This is a genomic window from Pelomonas sp. Root1217 (assembly GCF_001425705.1).
Taxonomy (GTDB): domain Bacteria; phylum Pseudomonadota; class Gammaproteobacteria; order Burkholderiales; family Burkholderiaceae_C; genus Pelomonas.
On sequence record NZ_LMDC01000029.1, the window covers coordinates 26281 to 41021 of the forward strand.

Below are 14741 nucleotides of genomic sequence, written 5' to 3' on the forward strand. Positions count from 1 at the left end.
CCGTGGAGATTTTTTTGCGCAAGACCCTCGTTGCCGCCTTGATCGCCGGTCTGCACCTGACCGCCCCCGCCGCCACCCAACCGGTGCCCAAACCCGCAGCCACGACGGCTGCCGCCGATGCCGCCACCAAGGCCCATCTGGCGCTGCAAGCGCTGTTCGACGAAGCGTGGGAGGCCGAGGCCCGCACCGCGCCCGAGTGGGCCACACTGCGCGGTGACCTGCGCTTCAACGACAAGCTGAGTGACCGCTCCGCGACCGCCCTCGCGGCCCGCGACGCCTTTGCCCGCGACATGCTGGCCCGCGCCCAGGCGGTCGACGTCGGCCCGCTGAAGGACACCGACCGCGTGTCCCTCGTCCTCTTCATCAACCGCTACCAGCAGGAGGTTGCGATGCAGGGCTTCGCCGGCTATCGCACGCTGACGCTGGGCACGCTGTACGGCGCCCAGTCGGCCCTGGCCGGGTTTGCGCGCAATGTGCCGGTCAACAACGAGACCCAGGTCAAGCAGTGGCTGGCGCGCCTGGCCGCCTATCCGGCGCGGGTCGACCAGGAGATCGCCATCCTGCGCCACGGCCTGGCGCTGGGCTGGGTCACGTCCAAGCCGGTGCTGGCCCGTGCCATCGCCCAGGTCGAGGGCCAGCTGACCGAGGACGTCACCAAGAGCCCTGCCTACGAGCCCTTCGCTCGCATGACAGTGGACGCCGGCGTCAAGGCCAACTACCAGACCCAGGGCCAGGCGGCCATGCGCGAGCTCTTCTACCCGGCCCAGCGCAAGCTGCTCGCCGTCATGAAGGACGAGCTCAGCCCCAAGGCGCCCGACAGCGGCTCGCTGTCGACCTACCCCGGCGGCGACAAGGTCTACGAGGCGCTGATCCTGCGCCATGTGACGCTGCCGCTGGCGGCCGGCGACATCCACACCACCGGCCTGCGCGAGGCCGCGCGCATCCGTGCCGAGATGGAAAAGGTCAAGGCCGAGGCGGGCTTCGACGGCGACCTCGCCGCCTTCAAGAAATTCCTCTACAGCGACCCCAAGTTCTTCAACCAGAGCGCCGACGAACTGCTGGACGGCTACCGCGCCATCGCCAAGCGCATCGACCCCGAGCTGCCCAAGCTCTTCACCCAGTTGCCGCGCTCGCCCTATGGCATCCGCGGCATGCCGCCCTACACCGGCGAAGGCGCGGCCGACAACTACAACGGCCCGTCGCTGGACGGCACGACGCCCGGCTGGTTCAACGCCAACGCGATCGCCTTCAAGCGCCGGCCCAAGTGGGCGATGGAGACCCTGGTGGCCCACGAGACCGTGCCCGGCCACCACCTGCAGATTTCCCGCCAGGTCGAGCTGGGCGAGCTGCCCAACTTCCGCCGCCAATCGCAGTACTCGGTCTTCAGCGAAGGCTGGGCGCTGTATGCCGAGACGCTGGGGCCGCAGATCGGCCTGTTCCGCGACCCCTACACGCGCTTCGGCCACCTGCAGGCGCAGATGTTCCGCGCCGCCCGCCTGGTCACTGACACCGGCCTGCACGCGCTGGGCTGGAACCGCGACAAGGCCATCGCCTACATGATCGAGCAGACCGGCCACGACGCCACCTTCATGACGGCCGAGGTCGACCGCTACCTGTCCCAGCCCGGCCAGGCGCTGAGCTACATGATGGGCGAACTGAAGATCAAGGAGCTGCGCGCCCGCTCCGAAGCCGCCCTCGGCGCCAGGTTCGACCAGCGCCGCTTCCACATGGCCGTCATCGACCAGGGGGCCATGCCGCTGCCGCTGCTGGAGCAGCGCATCAATGCGTGGATCTTGAGCGAAAGGGCCAGGCCATGAGCTACCCCATTGGCAGCCCCGGCCAGCCCTGGGGCCCGGCCGAGGTCAGCGCCTGGCGCGAGCGCCTCGTCAAGCAGCGCAGCTACGCAGCCGATGTGCTTACCGCCATCGAGCCCCTGCGTCGGGACTTCGACGTCAGCGAGTACGGCGCCGTGGTCTCTGGCGGCGAGCTCTTCCCGCTGCTGGCCATCCGCAGCCGCGGCTGGCGTGACGACCTGCCCGTCCTGGTCGTGACCGGCGGCGTGCATGGCTATGAGACCAGCGGCGTGCACGGCGCGCTGGCCTTCGTTCGGCAACACGGGCTGGAAATGGCCGGCCGCGCCAACCTGCTGGTGGCACCCTGCGTCAGCCCCTGGGCCTACGAGCGGGTGCAGCGCTGGAACTTCGATGCGCAGGACCCCAACCGCAACTTCCGCGACGGCAGCGCGGTGCCGGAGTCGGCGGCACTGGTGGCCCTGCTGGCGCCGCTGCGGGGCCGTGTGCTGATGCACATCGACCTGCACGAGACGACCGACACCGACGAGTCCGAATTCCGTCCCGCCCTGGCGGCACGTGATGGTGAGGTGTTCGAGCCGGGCCTGATTCCCGACGGCTTCTATCTCGTCGATGACGCCGAACAACCCCAGCCCGAGTTCCAGCGCGCAGTCATCGCTGCGGTGGCAGCGGTCACTCACATCGCCGAGCCCGACGCCAACGGCCAGATCATCGGCTGCCCGCTGCAGTCGCCCGGCGTCATCAGCTTCGCCGTGCGCAGCCGCGCCCTGTGCGCCGCCATCACCGGGGCCCGCTTCACGACGACGACCGAGGTCTATCCCGACAGCGCCCGGGCCACGCCTGAGCAGTGCATCGACGCCCAGGTGGCTGCGGTGCGCGCGGCAATCACCTACGCCCTGGCTGCCGCCTAGGCCGGGTTGTCCACGTCGATGAACTGCCAGGACAGGCCCAGGTCCTGGGCCACCTGGGCGCCGACACCCTGCACACCGTAGCGCTCGGTGGCGTGGTGGCCGGCCGCGATGAAGGCAACGCCGGTCTCGCGGGCATAGTGGGCCTGCGGCTCGGAGATCTCGCCGGTGATGAAGACGTCGGCGCTCGCCGCGATGGCCGACTCGAAATAGCCCTGGGCGCCGCCGGTGCACCAGGCGACGCGGCGCAGCGCGCGGCCATCGCCCGGCACGGCGGTCACGTTGCGGCCCAGCGCATCGCGAAGCTTCGCCGTCAGCGCAGCGAGATCGGTGGGCTCGATGGCCGCGCTGAAACCGAGATCCTGCTCGCCGAAGCGACTGTCCGCAGTCCAGCCGAATTGCGCGCCGAGCTGCGCGTTGTTGCCCAATGTCGGGTGAGCGTCCAGCGGCAGGTGATAGGCAAAGAGGTTGATGTCATGCTGGATCAACCGCGCCAGGCGCTGCTTCATCCAGCCCGTCACGCGGCCATCCTGGCCACGCCAGAACAGGCCGTGGTGGACGAGGATGGCATCCGCCCCGGCAGCGACGGCCGCGTCGATCAGCGCCAGGCTGGCCGTGACGCCGCAAACGAGATGACCCACCTCGGCGCGCCCCTCGACCTGCAGACCGTTCGGCCCATAATCCTTGAAGCGCGCTGGCTCCAGCAGCTGGTTCAGGCGGAGTTCCAGCGCGGCGCGATCGGTCATGGCTTGATGGGGATGTAGGTGTTGAAACGGCTCTGGCTGATTTTCGCGCAGGCGGTCACGGTCGCCCTGGCCGCCCTCTTCGTCGTCTCGACGCTAAAGCCGCAATGGCTCAGGCAGGCGCGTCTGCCGGACGCGACCATCGCCCAGACGGCTCGCCAGATCGCCCTGCCCCCCTCGCCGGCCGCTTCGGTCGTGCGGGCGGGCTTCTCGCAGGCGGCCCGCATCGCCGCACCGGCGGTCGTCAGCATCACGGCCAGCAAGGCCCCGTCGCGTGCGGGGCGGGCGCATGAACAGCTGTTCGGCTTCCCGTTCGGGTTGCGCCAGCCGCGCGGCAATCCCCAGCTCGGCCTGGGCTCGGGCGTCATCATCTCGGCCGACGGTGTGCTGCTGACCAACAACCATGTCGTCGAAGGCGCCTCCGACATCGAGGTCATGCTCAGCGACGGCCGCCAGGCCCAGGCCAAGCTCATCGGCACCGACCCCGAGACCGATGTCGCCGTGCTGAAGATCAGCCTGCCCGACCTGCCCGTCATCGCCATGGGCGACGCGGCCAGCCTGGCCGTCGGCGACGTCGTGCTGGCCATCGGCAACCCCTTCAACGTCGGCCAGACGGTCACGTCAGGCATCGTGTCGGCATTGGGCCGCAATCAGCTGGGCATCAACACCTTCGAGAACTTCATACAGACCGACGCGGCCATCAACCCCGGCAATTCGGGCGGCGCGCTGGTGGACGCGGACGGGCGGCTGGTGGGCATCAACACGGCCATCTTCTCGCGCAGCGGCGGGTCTCTGGGCATCGGCTTCGCCATCCCGGTCGACGTGGCACGCCAAGTGGCGGCCTCGCTGCTGCAGGACGGTGTCGTCGCACGCGGCTGGATCGGCGTGCAGACGCGCGAGCTAACGCCTGAGCTGGCCGAGGCGCTGAAGCTGGGCGACGCAAAAACGCCAATCCGTGGCGTTCTGATCGGCGGCGTCGTCAACGACGCGCCAGCAGCCAAGGCCGGCATCAAGCCCGGTGACGTGCTGACCCGCATCGGCGAGCATGCCGTCGCGACACCGGCCGAGCTGCTGGCCAGCGTGGCAGCCCTCAAGCCGCGCAGTCAGGTCGAGGTGGGCGTGCAGCGCGCCGGCAAGGCCATGCACTTCCAGCTCGCCGTGGGGCAGCGGCCCAGGCCGCAGCGCGATCAGGACGACTGATCGGGGGTGGTGGTCTGCTCAGCCTCGTCGGGCGCCTTGGTGTGACGCACGAAGTAGGTGGACGCAAACAGCCCCACCTCGTAGAGCAGGCACATCGGGATCGCCAGTGCGAGCTGTGAAACGATGTCGGGCGGCGTGATGACGGCCGCAATGATGAAGGCGACGACGATGAAGTAGCCACGCCATTCGCGCAGCTTCTCCACCGACACGATGCCCATGCGCACCAGCACGACAACGACGATGGGCACCTCGAAGGCCGCACCGAAGGCGATGAACATGTTCATCACGAAGCCGAGATAGGCCTCGATGTCAGGCGCCGCCGTGATGCTCTTGGGTGCGAAGCTCTGGATGAAGGCGAAGACCTTCCTGAAGACGAAGAAGTAGCAGAAGGCCACGCCGCCGAAGAACAACAGCGTGCTCGACACCACCAGCGGCATCACCAGGCGCTTCTCGTGCGAGTACAGGCCCGGGGCGACGAAGGCCCAGGCCTGGTAGAGCACGATGGGCAGGGCCAGCATGAAGCCGGCCAGCATCGTGATCTTGATCGGCACGAAGAAGGGCGCGATGACGTTGGTCGCGATCATCTTGGTGCCTTCGGGCAGGTTGGCCACCAGCGGCGCGGCCAGCCAGTCGTAGAGCTGGCTCGGGCCGGGGTAGAGGCACAACACGCCGAAGCAGACGGCGATGGCGATGACGGCGCGCAGCAGCCGGTCGCGCAGCTCCATCAGGTGGGTGACGAAGGGCTGTTCGGTACCGGCCAGTTCGTCGTGGTCGGGGTTCTGGAAGGAGCTCATGGCCTGATGCCGGGTGGCCGGAAACGAGCCACGCGGGCGGCGCCGGATTGGGTATGACGCTTCACGCCGGCCTTCTGCTTGAACCACATCGGCGTCGACCCGCGCTTGAGGCGCCAGTTCTTTTTAGGGTGGCGGTACTCGGGCGGCGGTTGCGCGATCGTCGTGCCGGCTTCGTAGGACGAATCGCTGGTCACGTCCTGCCAGGTCTGGTTCATCGCCTGCGTCGCGGTGTCCACCTCCTGGCGCACGCTCTGCTCGACGTCCTGGACCGCCGTCTGGAACTGGGTCTTCATCTTCTGAAGCTCCTCCAGCTCGATGGAACGGTTGACCTCGGCCTTCACGTCCGCCACATAGCGCTGTGCCTTGCCCAGCAAGGTGCCCACCGTGCGGGCCACGCGCGGCAGTTTCTCGGGGCCGATGACGATCAGGGCCACCGCGCCGATCAGCGCGATCTTGTCGAAGCCGAAGTCAAGCACTCGTCAGGCTCGACATCACGACTTGGTCTTGGCTTCGACGTCAACCGTGTTCGGGTCGTTGACCTTGGTGGCGGTGACTTGCTGGGGCGGCGTGGTGGGCGTTGTTTCCGACGCGGTGCCTTCCTTGATGCCGTCCTTGAAGCCCTTGACCGCGCCGCCCAGGTCCTTGCCGATGTTGGTGAGCTTCTTGGTGCCAAAGACGAGCACGAAGATCAGAAGCACGATCAACCAGTGCCAGATGCTGAATGAACCCATGATGTTTCTCCGTTGAGGACTGGCTCAAATTCTAGGTGAGGGATGCCCCTAGGTTCAGGGGTCATTTCGAGACCATGCACCTTCTGGTGCGATCGTGCTCAGCCCTTAGGTTTGGTCACAACTCAGCCTTTCAACCACGGCCGAGGTCCGCCCATCACATGCAGATGCAAGTGCAACACCTCCTGACCGCCGTCTGGACCCGTGTTGATGACGTGGCGGAAGCCGTTGGTGACACCGAGTTCCTTCATCAAACGCGGGCCCAGGGCCGTCATCTTGCCTAGCAGCACGGCCTCGGCCTCGGTCACGTCTGACATGGAGGCGATATGGCGCTTGGGGATGATGAGCACATGGACCGGTGCCCAAGGGTGAATGTCATGGAAGGCGAGGATGTCTTCGTCCTCATAGACCTTCTTGCTCGGAATCTGGCCGGCGACGATCTTGCAGAACAGGCAATTGGGGTCGTGAGTCATCTTTTGCTCGCTTCAGACCGGCATGGGCTTGCCGTCGTTCCAGTTCAAAAAGCCCTTGATGAGGCGATAGAGGAACCAGATGCCGTCAACGGCGAGGATCACGAAGCCCACGCCCAGCAGCAAGGTGGCAAAGCCCAGGATGCCCCATACCAGGCTCCACCAAAAGGTACGGATCTGCCAGGTGAAATGGCTGGCGTAAAGGGTGCCCGCGGCGTCCTCGCGCTTGATGTAGTTGATGATGATGGCCACGATGCCGGTGAAGCCGGTGAAGGCACTCAGCGCATAGAGGACATAGATCACCATCGTCAGCTGCTTGAGGCTGGCCAGCTTCTCGACGGGCGCCGCGACATCCAGCACCACCGGGCTCGGATCGTTGTTCATGGAGCTTCCTTCGTCGGCTTGTTGCGGGACGCAAATTCTTCCAGGCCGGACAAGCCCTCGCGACGCGCAAGTTCCCTCAGCACATCCTCGGGCTTCAATCCGAAATGAGCCAGCGCGACCATGCTGTGAAACCACAGGTCAGCCACCTCGTAGACCACCTTCTGCGGGTCACCATCCTTGGCGGCCATGACGGTCTCGGTGGCCTCCTCGCCGACCTTCTTCAAGATGGCGTCCAGCCCCTTGTCGAAGAGCTTGGCGACGTAGCTGGTGCCAGGGTCGGCGCCATTTCCAGGTTTTCGCGATTCAATGACCGCGCCGACGCGGGAAAGGATGTCGTCACTCATAGATTTTTGCGGGGTCCTTCAGCACCGGCTCCGTGGCGCTCCAGACACCGTTCTCCAGCTTCTGGAAAAAGCAGCTGTGGCGGCCGGTGTGGCAGGCTATTCCAGGTTCATCGGGCTCATGGCCGAGCTGGGTGATGGTCAGCAGCACGACGTCGTTGTCGCAATCCATGCGGATGGCGTGCACCTGCTGGAAGTGCCCGCTCTCCTCGCCCTTGTGCCACAGCTTGCTGCGCGAGCGGCTCCAGTAGACAGCCTGCCCACGCTCGGCGGTCAGCGCCAGCGCCTCGCGGTTCATCCACGCGAACATCAGCACGTCGCCGGTGCCCCGCTCCTGGGCGATGACGGGCACCAGGCCCTTGTCGTCCCACTTCACTTCATCCAGCCAGTTCATCACTTCAGTCTAGGTGAGTCGGGCCGACGTGGTTGCGTTCTGCCGCGAACCAGTTCAGGACCGGGATGGTGCCGGGCAGCACAGGCTTGACCTGCACCGGCAGGCTCGCCCAGGCCATCTGCTGGTTCTCCAGCATCTGGAACTCGCCGGTCCACTCAAAGACCTTGCAGAAGTTCAAGCGCACCAGCGCGTGCGGGTAATCGAAGATTTCCGTTTTCCAGGGATGTGCGGCGCCGATTTCGATGCCGATCTCCTCGCGCAGTTCGCGCGCCAGGGCCTGCTCGATGCTTTCGCCCGGCTCGACCTTGCCGCCCGGGAACTCCCAGTAGCCGGCGTAGACCTTGCCTTCGGGACGCGACGTCAGCAGGAACTGGCCGTCGGGTGCCACAAGAACGCCGACGGCGACTTCGGTGATTTCGCGTTCGGTCATGTACGCCCCTCGTCCGCCGAGTACGTCGGCCGATCCCCCAAGAGGATGACGGCCGGCTCGGGAGCGGCCCAGCGCTCGGCCGTCATTCCGCCCGCCCTGCCAGGTCGCGTGCGAACTGGTAGGCCACGCGGCCCGAGCGGGAACCGCGCTCCAGCGCCCAGATCAGCGCCGGCTGGCGTGCCCCTTCGATGGCGGTGTCATCCAGCCCGAAATGACGCAGCCACTGCGCCACGATGGCCAGGTATTCGTTCTGGCTGAAGGGATAGAAGCTGATCCACAGGCCGAAGCGCTCCGACAGCGAAATCTTTTCCTCCACGGCCTCGCCGGGATGGATCTCGCCGTGCTCGCCGTGGGTGCCAGCAAGGTTGTCGACCATCTTCTCGGGCAGCAGGTGGCGGCGGTTGCTGGTGGCGTAGATCAGCACGTTGTCGGTGGCGGCGGCGACGGAGCCGTCGAGCACGCTCTTCAGGGCCTTGTAGCTGGCCTCGCCTTCGTCGAAGCTCAAGTCGTCGCAGAAAACCACGAAGCGCTCCGGTCGGGCCGCGACCTGCTCGACCAGGTCCGGCAGGTCGACGAGGTCGGCCTTGTCGACCTCGATGAGGCGCAGGCCCTGAGCGGAGAACTCGTTGAGCACGGCCTTGATCAGCGAACTCTTGCCCGTGCCCTTGGCGCCCGTCAGCAACACGTTGTTGGCCGGCTTGCCAGCCACGAACTGGGCGGTGTTGCGCAGCAGGCGCTCCTTCTGCGGCTCGACTTCCTGCAGGTCTGACAGCCGGATGCGGCTGACGGCACGCACCGGCTCCAGCACCAGGGCGCCATGGCGGCGGCGGGCGCGGAAGGCGGTGGAAGCGGCCCAGTCGGGCGGCGTGGCGGCGTGGGGCAGAACGGCTTCGAGCCGGGTCAGCAGGCCCTCGGCGCGGGTGAGGAAGGAATCCAGAGCGGCAGACATCGCCGCAGTTTAGGCGGGCAGACTCAGGCGATCGCCTTGAGCGAGGCTTCGAGCTGTTCCGTCGGCAGACGCTTGAAGCCCGAGCGCGCATAGCGCTGCAGCCGGCCAATGATGAAGCTGACCCAGACCGAGGCCTGGGCATTGGCCTGAACGGTCGGCGTCAGGGAGCCCTGCGCTTCGGCCGCGGTGCGCAGCACCTGGCGCAGCGAGGATTCGATGCGGTCGAAAAACTGGTTCATGCGGGCCACCAGGCGCTCGTTCTCATAGACCAGGGCATCGCCCACCATCACCCGCGCCATGCCGGGGTTCTTTTCGCCGAACTGCAGGATGACGCTGGCGATGCGCGCGGCCTTGCCCGGCGGCGGCAGGGGATGCGGCGAGTCGGCGATCTGGTTGACCAGGCCGAAGACGCTGCTCTCGATGAATTCGATCAGCGCTTCGAACATCTGCGCCTTGCTGGCGAAGTGGCGGTACAGGGCCGCCTCGCTGACGTCGAGCTTGGCCGCCAGTGCCGCCGTCGTGATGCGGTCGGCACCCGGCTGCTCCAGCATGCCGGCCAGCACCTGCAGGATCTGCGTGCGGCGCTCGCCGGGCTTGGGGCGCTTCCTGGGACTCGGGTTGGCGTTGTCGGCGGCAGGCTGGTCAGCGTCCATGCCGGGCATGCTAATCCCGGAGCCAGCCCAGGCGGCGAGCTTCGTAGATCGCTTCGACTTTCGAGCGGACGTGCAGCTTGCGGTAAACCCGCTTCACATAGGTCATGACGGTGTGCGGCGACACCTGCATGAACTGAGCGATCTCATCAAACGTGAAGCCTTTGGCCGCCAGATGCAGCACGCGCGACTCCTGCTCGGACAGCGCAACCACCTCCTCGTCGGCCATCGTCGCGGCCATCGCTTCCGGTGAGGGGCCGGAGGAGCTCTGGCTACCGGGAGCCAGGCGTACCAGCAGGCGGCGGGCGATGACCGGGCTGATCGGGCTGCCTCCGGCACGCAGCGAGCGCAGCTGGCCCGGCAGGTCCAGCGCCAGGCTGTCCTTGAGCAGATAGCCGGTGGCGCCAGCCTCGATGCTGGCCACCACATGCTGCTCGTCGCCGAAGACGGAGATCACCATGACCTCGCACTGCGGCCGCGTCTGGGCCGCATGGCGGATCAGCTCGATGCCGCTGCCGCCGGGCAGATCCAGGTCGACGAGCAGGACATCGGGCTGCAACTGGTCGAACATGCGCCGGCCCTGGGGCAGGTCGGGCGCGATGCCCAGCAGCTCGATGTCGGGCACGCTGCCCAGGGCATGCGTGAAGGCCTCGCGGAAGCGGGCTTGGTCTTCGACGATCAGGACCGAGAACGGGGTCATGGACTCTGTGGGACTCTTCAAAGCGCGGAAGCCGCATTGTCCGACGAAGATTCCCACTCATCCATGCGCGTCTTCCTTCATTACAGGGGGGAACGTAACAGCGCCGCCAGCGAGCGCACCCGCCGGTCGACATAGGCCGGGCGGTGCTGCAGGCGACGGCCATCGGCGGCCTTGCGCAGCCAGCGCTGCATCCAGACGGTGCGCAGCCCCAGGCTGCGCGCCGACTTCTGGTGGATCAGTGTGTCTTCCACGAGGATGCAGCGCTCGGGCTTGAGCTTCAGTCTCGCCAGCACGATGCGGAACATGCGCGTGTCCGGCTTGGGGCGCGAGTGGCCGAAGATCTGCATGTCCTCGACGCAGATCAGGCGCTCGAAGACGTCGGTCAGGCCGATGGCAGACAGCACGCGCTCGGCGTAGGCGCGCGGCGCATTGGTCATCAGCAGCTTGCGCCCCGGCAGGCGGCGCAGCGCGGCCAGGTCATGGCCGTGGCCATGCAGATGCGCCTCCAGCCCGGGCAGGCGATGGGTCTCGCTGAGGAAATGCGCCGGCTTCACGCCGTGGTGGCGCTGCAGCCCCGTCAGCGTTGCGCCATAGCGCTGCCAGTAGCGGTTGCGCAGCGCGGCGGCCTGCTCTTCCGTCAGGCCAAGATAGGTGACCATATAGGCCGCCATCGACGCATTCAGCTCGCTGAACGCCCGGTGCGAGGCGTTGTGCAGGGTGTCGTCGAGGTCGAACAGCCAGACTCGGTCGCGAGAATTCGTCACGCGCCGATCATCGCAAGTCCTCGCCTTCGGCTCAGACGCGGCACGAGCATTTCCTCTCATCGAGAGGAAATCATCGTGCCGTAGGCCTGATCGGTCAGGATTTCCAGCAGCATGGCGTGCGGCACCCGGCCGTCGATGATGTGCACGGCGTTGACGCCGCTCTTGGCCGCGTCGATGGCGCCGGCGATCTTGGGGATCATGCCGCCGCTGATGGTGCCGTCCTCCACCAGCTCGTCGATTCGGCGCGGCGTCAGCTCGGTCAGCAGCTCGCCGTTCTTGTCCAGCACGCCGCGGATGTTGGTCAGCATCAGCAGCTTCTCGGCCTGCAGCACCGTGGCCAGCTTGGCCGCGACAACGTCGGCATTGATGTTGTAGCTCTCGTTGTGCTCGCCAAAGCCGATCGGGCTGACGACGGGGATGAACTGGTCGTCCTGCAGCGCCTTCACGACGCTGGGGTCAATGGCGACGATGTCGCCGACCTGGCCGACGTCATGCTCCTTGGCCGGGTCGTCCTTGTCCATCATCTTGAGCTTCTTCGCGCGGATCATGCCGCCGTCGCGGCCCGTCAGGCCGACGGCCTTGCCGCCGGCGGCATTGATGAGGCCGACGATGTCCTGCTGCACCTGGCCGGCCAGCACCCACTCGACGACTTCCATCGTCTCCTCGTCGGTGACGCGCATGCCTTGCACGAACTCGCCCTTCTTGCCCAGGCGCGACAGCGCTCCCTCGATCTGCGGCCCTCCGCCATGCACGACGATGGGATTCAGGCCGACGAGCTTGAGCAGCACGACGTCCTCGGCGAAGTCCTGCTGCAAGGCCGGGTCGGTCATCGCATTGCCGCCGTATTTGATGACGATGGTCTTGCCATGGAACTTGCGGATGTAAGGCAAGGCCTGGGACAGGATCTCGGCCTTCTCGCGCGGGGCGATGTGGGAGACGTCGGTGGTGTGGGGGGTGGTCATGCGGCGGACTCCGAAAAGCGTTCGAACGATTCTAGGGAGCGGTTGTGGCGACGGCCGCGGATGGGCTTGACCATGTGTGATGACTACTTCTTACTCAGCGTGCCACCTTGGCGGCGGGGCCGGCCGCCTTGCTCCAGTCGCGCACGGCCTTTCCGACCTCGTCTCGGATCATCTTTTGTAAGGTCTCGATCTTGCTCTGCGTCGACAGCGAGGCCCAGACATCGCCACCCGCAAGGTCTGGGTTGGCAAGGGCAACGGCGACGCGCGCCCGGTGTTCGGCCTGCAAGTCCAGCGTCGCGACCTCGACCAAGTAAATGTCGAAGTAGGCGAAGGGGGCGACGAATCCGGCGGAGTGCCTGTGCGACTCTGTCAGCTCGACGTCTATCGTGGTGTCGACATAGAAGCCCAGCCCTTCCAGTTGGCCGTTCCCGACCACCGTCCTTTCCATCTGCAGCTTGGCCTCACCGCGTGCAGGCTGGATCAGTACCAGGTGCGACAGCTTGGCTGCCCTCGCGGCGTCGAGCAGGGGCTGCGTGACCAGCACTGCCTGACCATCGCGCTGCCAGGGCATGCTGCCATTCGCCGGCCGGGCCAGCACCAAGGTCTCGCCCAAGCCCTCGCGGCGCGCATCGTCCACCGTCATGCGCAGCACGAAGTTCTCGAAGTCGTTGCCGACCTTGAGCGTGTCCTTGGCATTGCGATCCACACGGGTGCCCGTCGTCGGCGCGTGAATGACGATCTGGACTTCGCGCCCAAGCACGGACATGACGCCCAGCTTGGTGATCTCGGATGCGCATGCGGCGCCAGCCGACAGGATGAACAGGGCCGCCAGACTGCCAGCTCGCCAGAAAGTTCGCATGGATTGACTCCGTATTTGGATGGGCGCGAAGGTTAGCCCAAGGCGCAGACACGGGCCCCGTGAATCCTCACTCGACGTCGGACGGCCACAATGCCCGCCCATGCAAGCCCGCGCCTACCTCCAGCTCTCCGTGGCGGTCGCCCTCGTGACCATTGCGCTGAAGACGGCGGCCTGGTGGTGGACCGGCTCGGTCAGCCTGGCGGCCGACGCGCTGGAGTCCCTCGTCAACCTGGCCGGCGCCGTGTTCGCCCTGGCCATGGTGACCCTTGCGGCCCTGCCCCCCGACGAGGGCCACCCCTACGGCCACCACAAGGCCGAATACTTCTCCAGTGGCTTCGAAGGCATCCTCATCATCGCGGCCGGCCTGGGCATCCTGTGGGGCGCGGCAGACCGCTGGCAACACCCCCAGGCGCTGGACGCCATTGGCATCGGCGTGGCGCTGGCGGTCGTCAGCTCGGCACTGAACGGCCTCATGGCCTGGGCCATGCTGCGCAAAGCCCGCGAGGTGCGCTCGGTGGCGCTGGAAGGCGACGCGCGCCACCTGATCACCGATGTCTGGACCTCGGCCGGCGTGGTGGCGGGCCTGCTGGGCGTCATGGCCACCGGCTGGCAATGGCTGGACCCGCTGCTGGCCATCGTCGTGGCGCTGAACATCCTGCGTGAAGGCGTGCACCTGATGCGCGAATCCACCGGCGGACTGATGGACCAGGCCCTGGACGCCGAATCCATGAACCAGGTTCACGCGGTCCTGGAGCGCTTTATCCCTCCGCACGCCATCCGCTTCGACCACATCGCCAGCCGCGTGGCCGGCCGGCGCCGCTTCATCGATTTGCATATGCACATGCCAGCCAGCTGGACACTCGGGCGGGCTGCGGCGCTGCGCGGGGACGTGGAGCAAGCGCTGATGAGCGCCGTGCCGGGCCTGCGCTGCACCATTCAGCTGCTGCCCATGGACGTCGAAGCGCACACGATGGATGAGGAGGATCTGATTTGATCGCGGTATTGCAAAGGGTGCGCGAGGCACGCGTCGAAGTGGGTGGTGCCGTCGTCGGCCAGATCGGTCACGGTTTTCTGATGCTGGTTTGCGCCGAGCCGACGGACAGCGAGGCGACGGCCGAGAAGCTGATTGCCAAGGTGCTGAAGCTGCGCGTCTTCAGCGACGACGCCGGCAAGATGAACCGCAGCCTGCAGGACGTGGCGGGCGGCCTGCTCATCGTCAGCCAGTTCACGCTGGCGGCTGACACGAGCGCCGGCAACCGGCCCAGCTTCACAGGTGCTGCGCCGGCAGAAGCCGGACGGCGGCTTTATGAGCACACGCTGGCATTTGCGCGCCGCCAGCACCCGGTCGTTGCCAATGGCGAGTTCGGTGCCGATATGCAGGTCCACCTCATCAACGATGGACCCGTCACCATCCCGATACGGATGGTTTAGGGGCCCTTGAAGACGAGCTTGCACTGGCGCTTGTAGGCCCACCAGGCCGAGACTGTCGCCGTCATCAACGCTGAGAGCGCCGCCCAGGTCAGCACGGACCGATACGACGCGCCCTCTCCGCCATGCTGCAGGGCTTCGATTCCGCCCAGCACGACGCATGCCAGCACGAACACCTGCAGGAAGCGCAAGAGCCAGAATTTCGCGAGGATCTTCGCCACGAGGG

Annotated in this window: 21 protein-coding genes; 5 read left to right on the forward strand and 16 right to left on the reverse strand. The window is 66.6% G+C overall.

Annotated features, from left to right (window positions below; all coding sequences use genetic code 11):
* Positions 1-14 precede the first annotated feature (14 nt).
* Both ASC95_RS25650 and ASC95_RS25655 read left to right on the forward strand, forming a co-directional pair.
* Positions 15-1817 carry a DUF885 family protein gene (locus ASC95_RS25650; RefSeq protein ID WP_162250854.1) on the forward strand — a complete coding sequence of 601 codons (1803 nt, stop codon included), beginning with the start codon at positions 15-17 and terminating at the stop codon, positions 1815-1817.
* Positions 1814-2722 (forward strand): M14 family metallocarboxypeptidase, encoded by a 909-nt coding sequence (locus ASC95_RS25655; RefSeq protein WP_057300546.1) that lies wholly within the window; start codon positions 1814-1816, stop codon positions 2720-2722. Before ASC95_RS25650 ends, ASC95_RS25655 begins: the two co-directional genes overlap by 4 nt.
* On the opposite strand, the gene ASC95_RS25660 is transcribed toward ASC95_RS25655, so the two are convergent.
* Positions 2719-3465: a Nif3-like dinuclear metal center hexameric protein gene (locus ASC95_RS25660; protein WP_057300547.1), complete on the reverse strand. Its 747-nt coding sequence runs from the start codon at positions 3463-3465 to the stop codon at positions 2719-2721. The genes ASC95_RS25655 and ASC95_RS25660 overlap by 4 nt on opposite strands.
* A 21-nt stretch (positions 3466-3486) precedes the next feature.
* On the opposite strand from ASC95_RS25660, the gene ASC95_RS25665 reads away from it, so the two are divergent.
* Positions 3487-4662 carry a S1C family serine protease gene (locus ASC95_RS25665; protein WP_057300548.1) on the forward strand — a complete coding sequence of 392 codons (1176 nt, stop codon included), beginning with the start codon at positions 3487-3489 and terminating at the stop codon, positions 4660-4662.
* Here ASC95_RS25665 and tatC read toward each other — a convergent pair.
* From tatC to ASC95_RS25735, 14 genes are all read right to left on the reverse strand, one after another.
* Positions 4650-5456 (reverse strand): twin-arginine translocase subunit TatC, encoded by an 807-nt coding sequence (gene tatC, locus ASC95_RS25670; RefSeq protein ID WP_057300549.1) that lies wholly within the window; start codon positions 5454-5456, stop codon positions 4650-4652. The two genes, ASC95_RS25665 and tatC, sit on opposite strands and share 13 nt — an antisense overlap.
* A complete protein-coding gene (gene tatB / locus ASC95_RS25675) occupies positions 5453-5932 on the reverse strand; it encodes a Sec-independent protein translocase protein TatB (protein WP_057300550.1) in 480 nt (159 codons plus the stop codon). The genes tatC and tatB overlap by 4 nt, the downstream gene beginning before the upstream one ends.
* 15 nt (positions 5933-5947) lie before the next feature.
* Positions 5948-6187, reverse strand: coding sequence for a Sec-independent protein translocase subunit TatA (gene tatA / locus ASC95_RS25680; RefSeq protein WP_057300551.1), 240 nt, complete (start codon positions 6185-6187; stop codon positions 5948-5950).
* 122 nt (positions 6188-6309) lie between these two features.
* Positions 6310-6657 (reverse strand): histidine triad nucleotide-binding protein, encoded by a 348-nt coding sequence (locus ASC95_RS25685; RefSeq protein WP_057300552.1) that lies wholly within the window; start codon positions 6655-6657, stop codon positions 6310-6312.
* A gap of 12 nt (positions 6658-6669) precedes the next feature.
* Positions 6670-7038 (reverse strand): hypothetical protein, encoded by a 369-nt coding sequence (locus tag ASC95_RS25690; RefSeq protein ID WP_200960205.1) that lies wholly within the window; start codon positions 7036-7038, stop codon positions 6670-6672.
* Complete coding sequence (locus ASC95_RS25695) at positions 7035-7382, reverse strand: phosphoribosyl-ATP diphosphatase (RefSeq protein WP_057300553.1); 348 nt, start codon at positions 7380-7382, stop codon at positions 7035-7037. Before ASC95_RS25695 ends, ASC95_RS25690 begins: the two co-directional genes overlap by 4 nt.
* The gene (hisI, locus tag ASC95_RS25700) at positions 7375-7773 is read right to left on the reverse strand and encodes a phosphoribosyl-AMP cyclohydrolase (protein ID WP_057300554.1); all 399 of its coding nucleotides are present in this window, start codon (positions 7771-7773) and stop codon (positions 7375-7377) included. Before hisI ends, ASC95_RS25695 begins: the two co-directional genes overlap by 8 nt.
* Positions 7774-7777: 4 nt before the next feature.
* Entirely contained in the window at positions 7778-8203 is a 426-nt protein-coding gene (locus ASC95_RS25705) for an NUDIX domain-containing protein (protein WP_057300555.1), read from the reverse strand.
* 82 nt (positions 8204-8285) lie between these two features.
* Positions 8286-9152 carry an ATP-binding protein gene (locus ASC95_RS25710; protein ID WP_057300556.1) on the reverse strand — a complete coding sequence of 289 codons (867 nt, stop codon included), beginning with the start codon at positions 9150-9152 and terminating at the stop codon, positions 8286-8288.
* A 23-nt stretch (positions 9153-9175) separates the two neighbouring features.
* Positions 9176-9805, reverse strand: a complete 630-nt coding sequence (slmA, locus tag ASC95_RS25715) for a nucleoid occlusion factor SlmA (RefSeq protein WP_082568155.1) — start codon at positions 9803-9805, stop codon at positions 9176-9178.
* Positions 9806-9815: 10 nt separating this feature from the next.
* Complete coding sequence (locus tag ASC95_RS25720; protein ID WP_057300558.1) at positions 9816-10502, reverse strand: response regulator transcription factor; 687 nt, start codon at positions 10500-10502, stop codon at positions 9816-9818.
* Positions 10503-10582: 80 nt separating this feature from the next.
* Positions 10583-11266: a pyrimidine 5'-nucleotidase gene (locus ASC95_RS25725; protein ID WP_057300559.1), complete on the reverse strand. Its 684-nt coding sequence runs from the start codon at positions 11264-11266 to the stop codon at positions 10583-10585.
* Between the two features lie 56 nt (positions 11267-11322).
* Positions 11323-12228: an acetylglutamate kinase gene (gene argB / locus ASC95_RS25730; protein ID WP_057300560.1), complete on the reverse strand. Its 906-nt coding sequence runs from the start codon at positions 12226-12228 to the stop codon at positions 11323-11325.
* A 94-nt stretch (positions 12229-12322) separates the two neighbouring features.
* Complete coding sequence (locus tag ASC95_RS25735; RefSeq protein WP_057300561.1) at positions 12323-13087, reverse strand: hypothetical protein; 765 nt, start codon at positions 13085-13087, stop codon at positions 12323-12325.
* A gap of 100 nt (positions 13088-13187) precedes the next feature.
* Between ASC95_RS25735 and ASC95_RS25740 the strand changes: the two genes are divergently transcribed.
* The gene (locus ASC95_RS25740; RefSeq protein ID WP_057300562.1) at positions 13188-14081 is read left to right on the forward strand and encodes a cation diffusion facilitator family transporter; all 894 of its coding nucleotides are present in this window, start codon (positions 13188-13190) and stop codon (positions 14079-14081) included.
* Positions 14078-14518 (forward strand): D-aminoacyl-tRNA deacylase, encoded by a 441-nt coding sequence (gene dtd, locus ASC95_RS25745; RefSeq protein WP_057300563.1) that lies wholly within the window; start codon positions 14078-14080, stop codon positions 14516-14518. Before ASC95_RS25740 ends, dtd begins: the two co-directional genes overlap by 4 nt.
* Here the strand turns inward: dtd and ASC95_RS25750 are convergent.
* Positions 14515-14736 (reverse strand): hypothetical protein, encoded by a 222-nt coding sequence (locus ASC95_RS25750; RefSeq protein ID WP_057300564.1) that lies wholly within the window; start codon positions 14734-14736, stop codon positions 14515-14517. The two genes, dtd and ASC95_RS25750, sit on opposite strands and share 4 nt — an antisense overlap.
* Between the last annotated feature and the right edge of the window lie 5 nt (positions 14737-14741).

Bases quoted from the DNA above. Each gene is read 5' to 3' on its own strand.
- ASC95_RS25655 (WP_057300546.1), top strand. From the start codon at position 1,814: ATGAGCTACCCCATTGGCAGCCCCGGCCAGCCCTGGGGCCCGGCCGAG.
- ASC95_RS25660 (WP_057300547.1), bottom strand. From the start codon at position 3,465: ATGACCGATCGCGCCGCGCTGGAACTCCGCCTGAACCAGCTGCTGGAG.
- tatC (WP_057300549.1), bottom strand. From the start codon at position 5,456: ATGAGCTCCTTCCAGAACCCCGACCACGACGAACTGGCCGGTACCGAA.
- tatA (WP_057300551.1), bottom strand. From the start codon at position 6,187: ATGGGTTCATTCAGCATCTGGCACTGGTTGATCGTGCTTCTGATCTTC.
- ASC95_RS25685 (WP_057300552.1), bottom strand. From the start codon at position 6,657: ATGACTCACGACCCCAATTGCCTGTTCTGCAAGATCGTCGCCGGCCAG.
- ASC95_RS25690 (WP_200960205.1), bottom strand. From the start codon at position 7,038: ATGAACAACGATCCGAGCCCGGTGGTGCTGGATGTCGCGGCGCCCGTC.
- ASC95_RS25695 (WP_057300553.1), bottom strand. From the start codon at position 7,382: ATGAGTGACGACATCCTTTCCCGCGTCGGCGCGGTCATTGAATCGCGA.
- hisI (WP_057300554.1), bottom strand. From the start codon at position 7,773: ATGAACTGGCTGGATGAAGTGAAGTGGGACGACAAGGGCCTGGTGCCC.
- ASC95_RS25705 (WP_057300555.1), bottom strand. From the start codon at position 8,203: ATGACCGAACGCGAAATCACCGAAGTCGCCGTCGGCGTTCTTGTGGCA.
- ASC95_RS25710 (WP_057300556.1), bottom strand. From the start codon at position 9,152: ATGTCTGCCGCTCTGGATTCCTTCCTCACCCGCGCCGAGGGCCTGCTG.
- slmA (WP_082568155.1), bottom strand. From the start codon at position 9,805: ATGGACGCTGACCAGCCTGCCGCCGACAACGCCAACCCGAGTCCCAGG.
- ASC95_RS25720 (WP_057300558.1), bottom strand. From the start codon at position 10,502: ATGACCCCGTTCTCGGTCCTGATCGTCGAAGACCAAGCCCGCTTCCGC.
- argB (WP_057300560.1), bottom strand. From the start codon at position 12,228: ATGACCACCCCCCACACCACCGACGTCTCCCACATCGCCCCGCGCGAG.
- ASC95_RS25735 (WP_057300561.1), bottom strand. From the start codon at position 13,087: ATGCGAACTTTCTGGCGAGCTGGCAGTCTGGCGGCCCTGTTCATCCTG.
- ASC95_RS25740 (WP_057300562.1), top strand. From the start codon at position 13,188: ATGCAAGCCCGCGCCTACCTCCAGCTCTCCGTGGCGGTCGCCCTCGTG.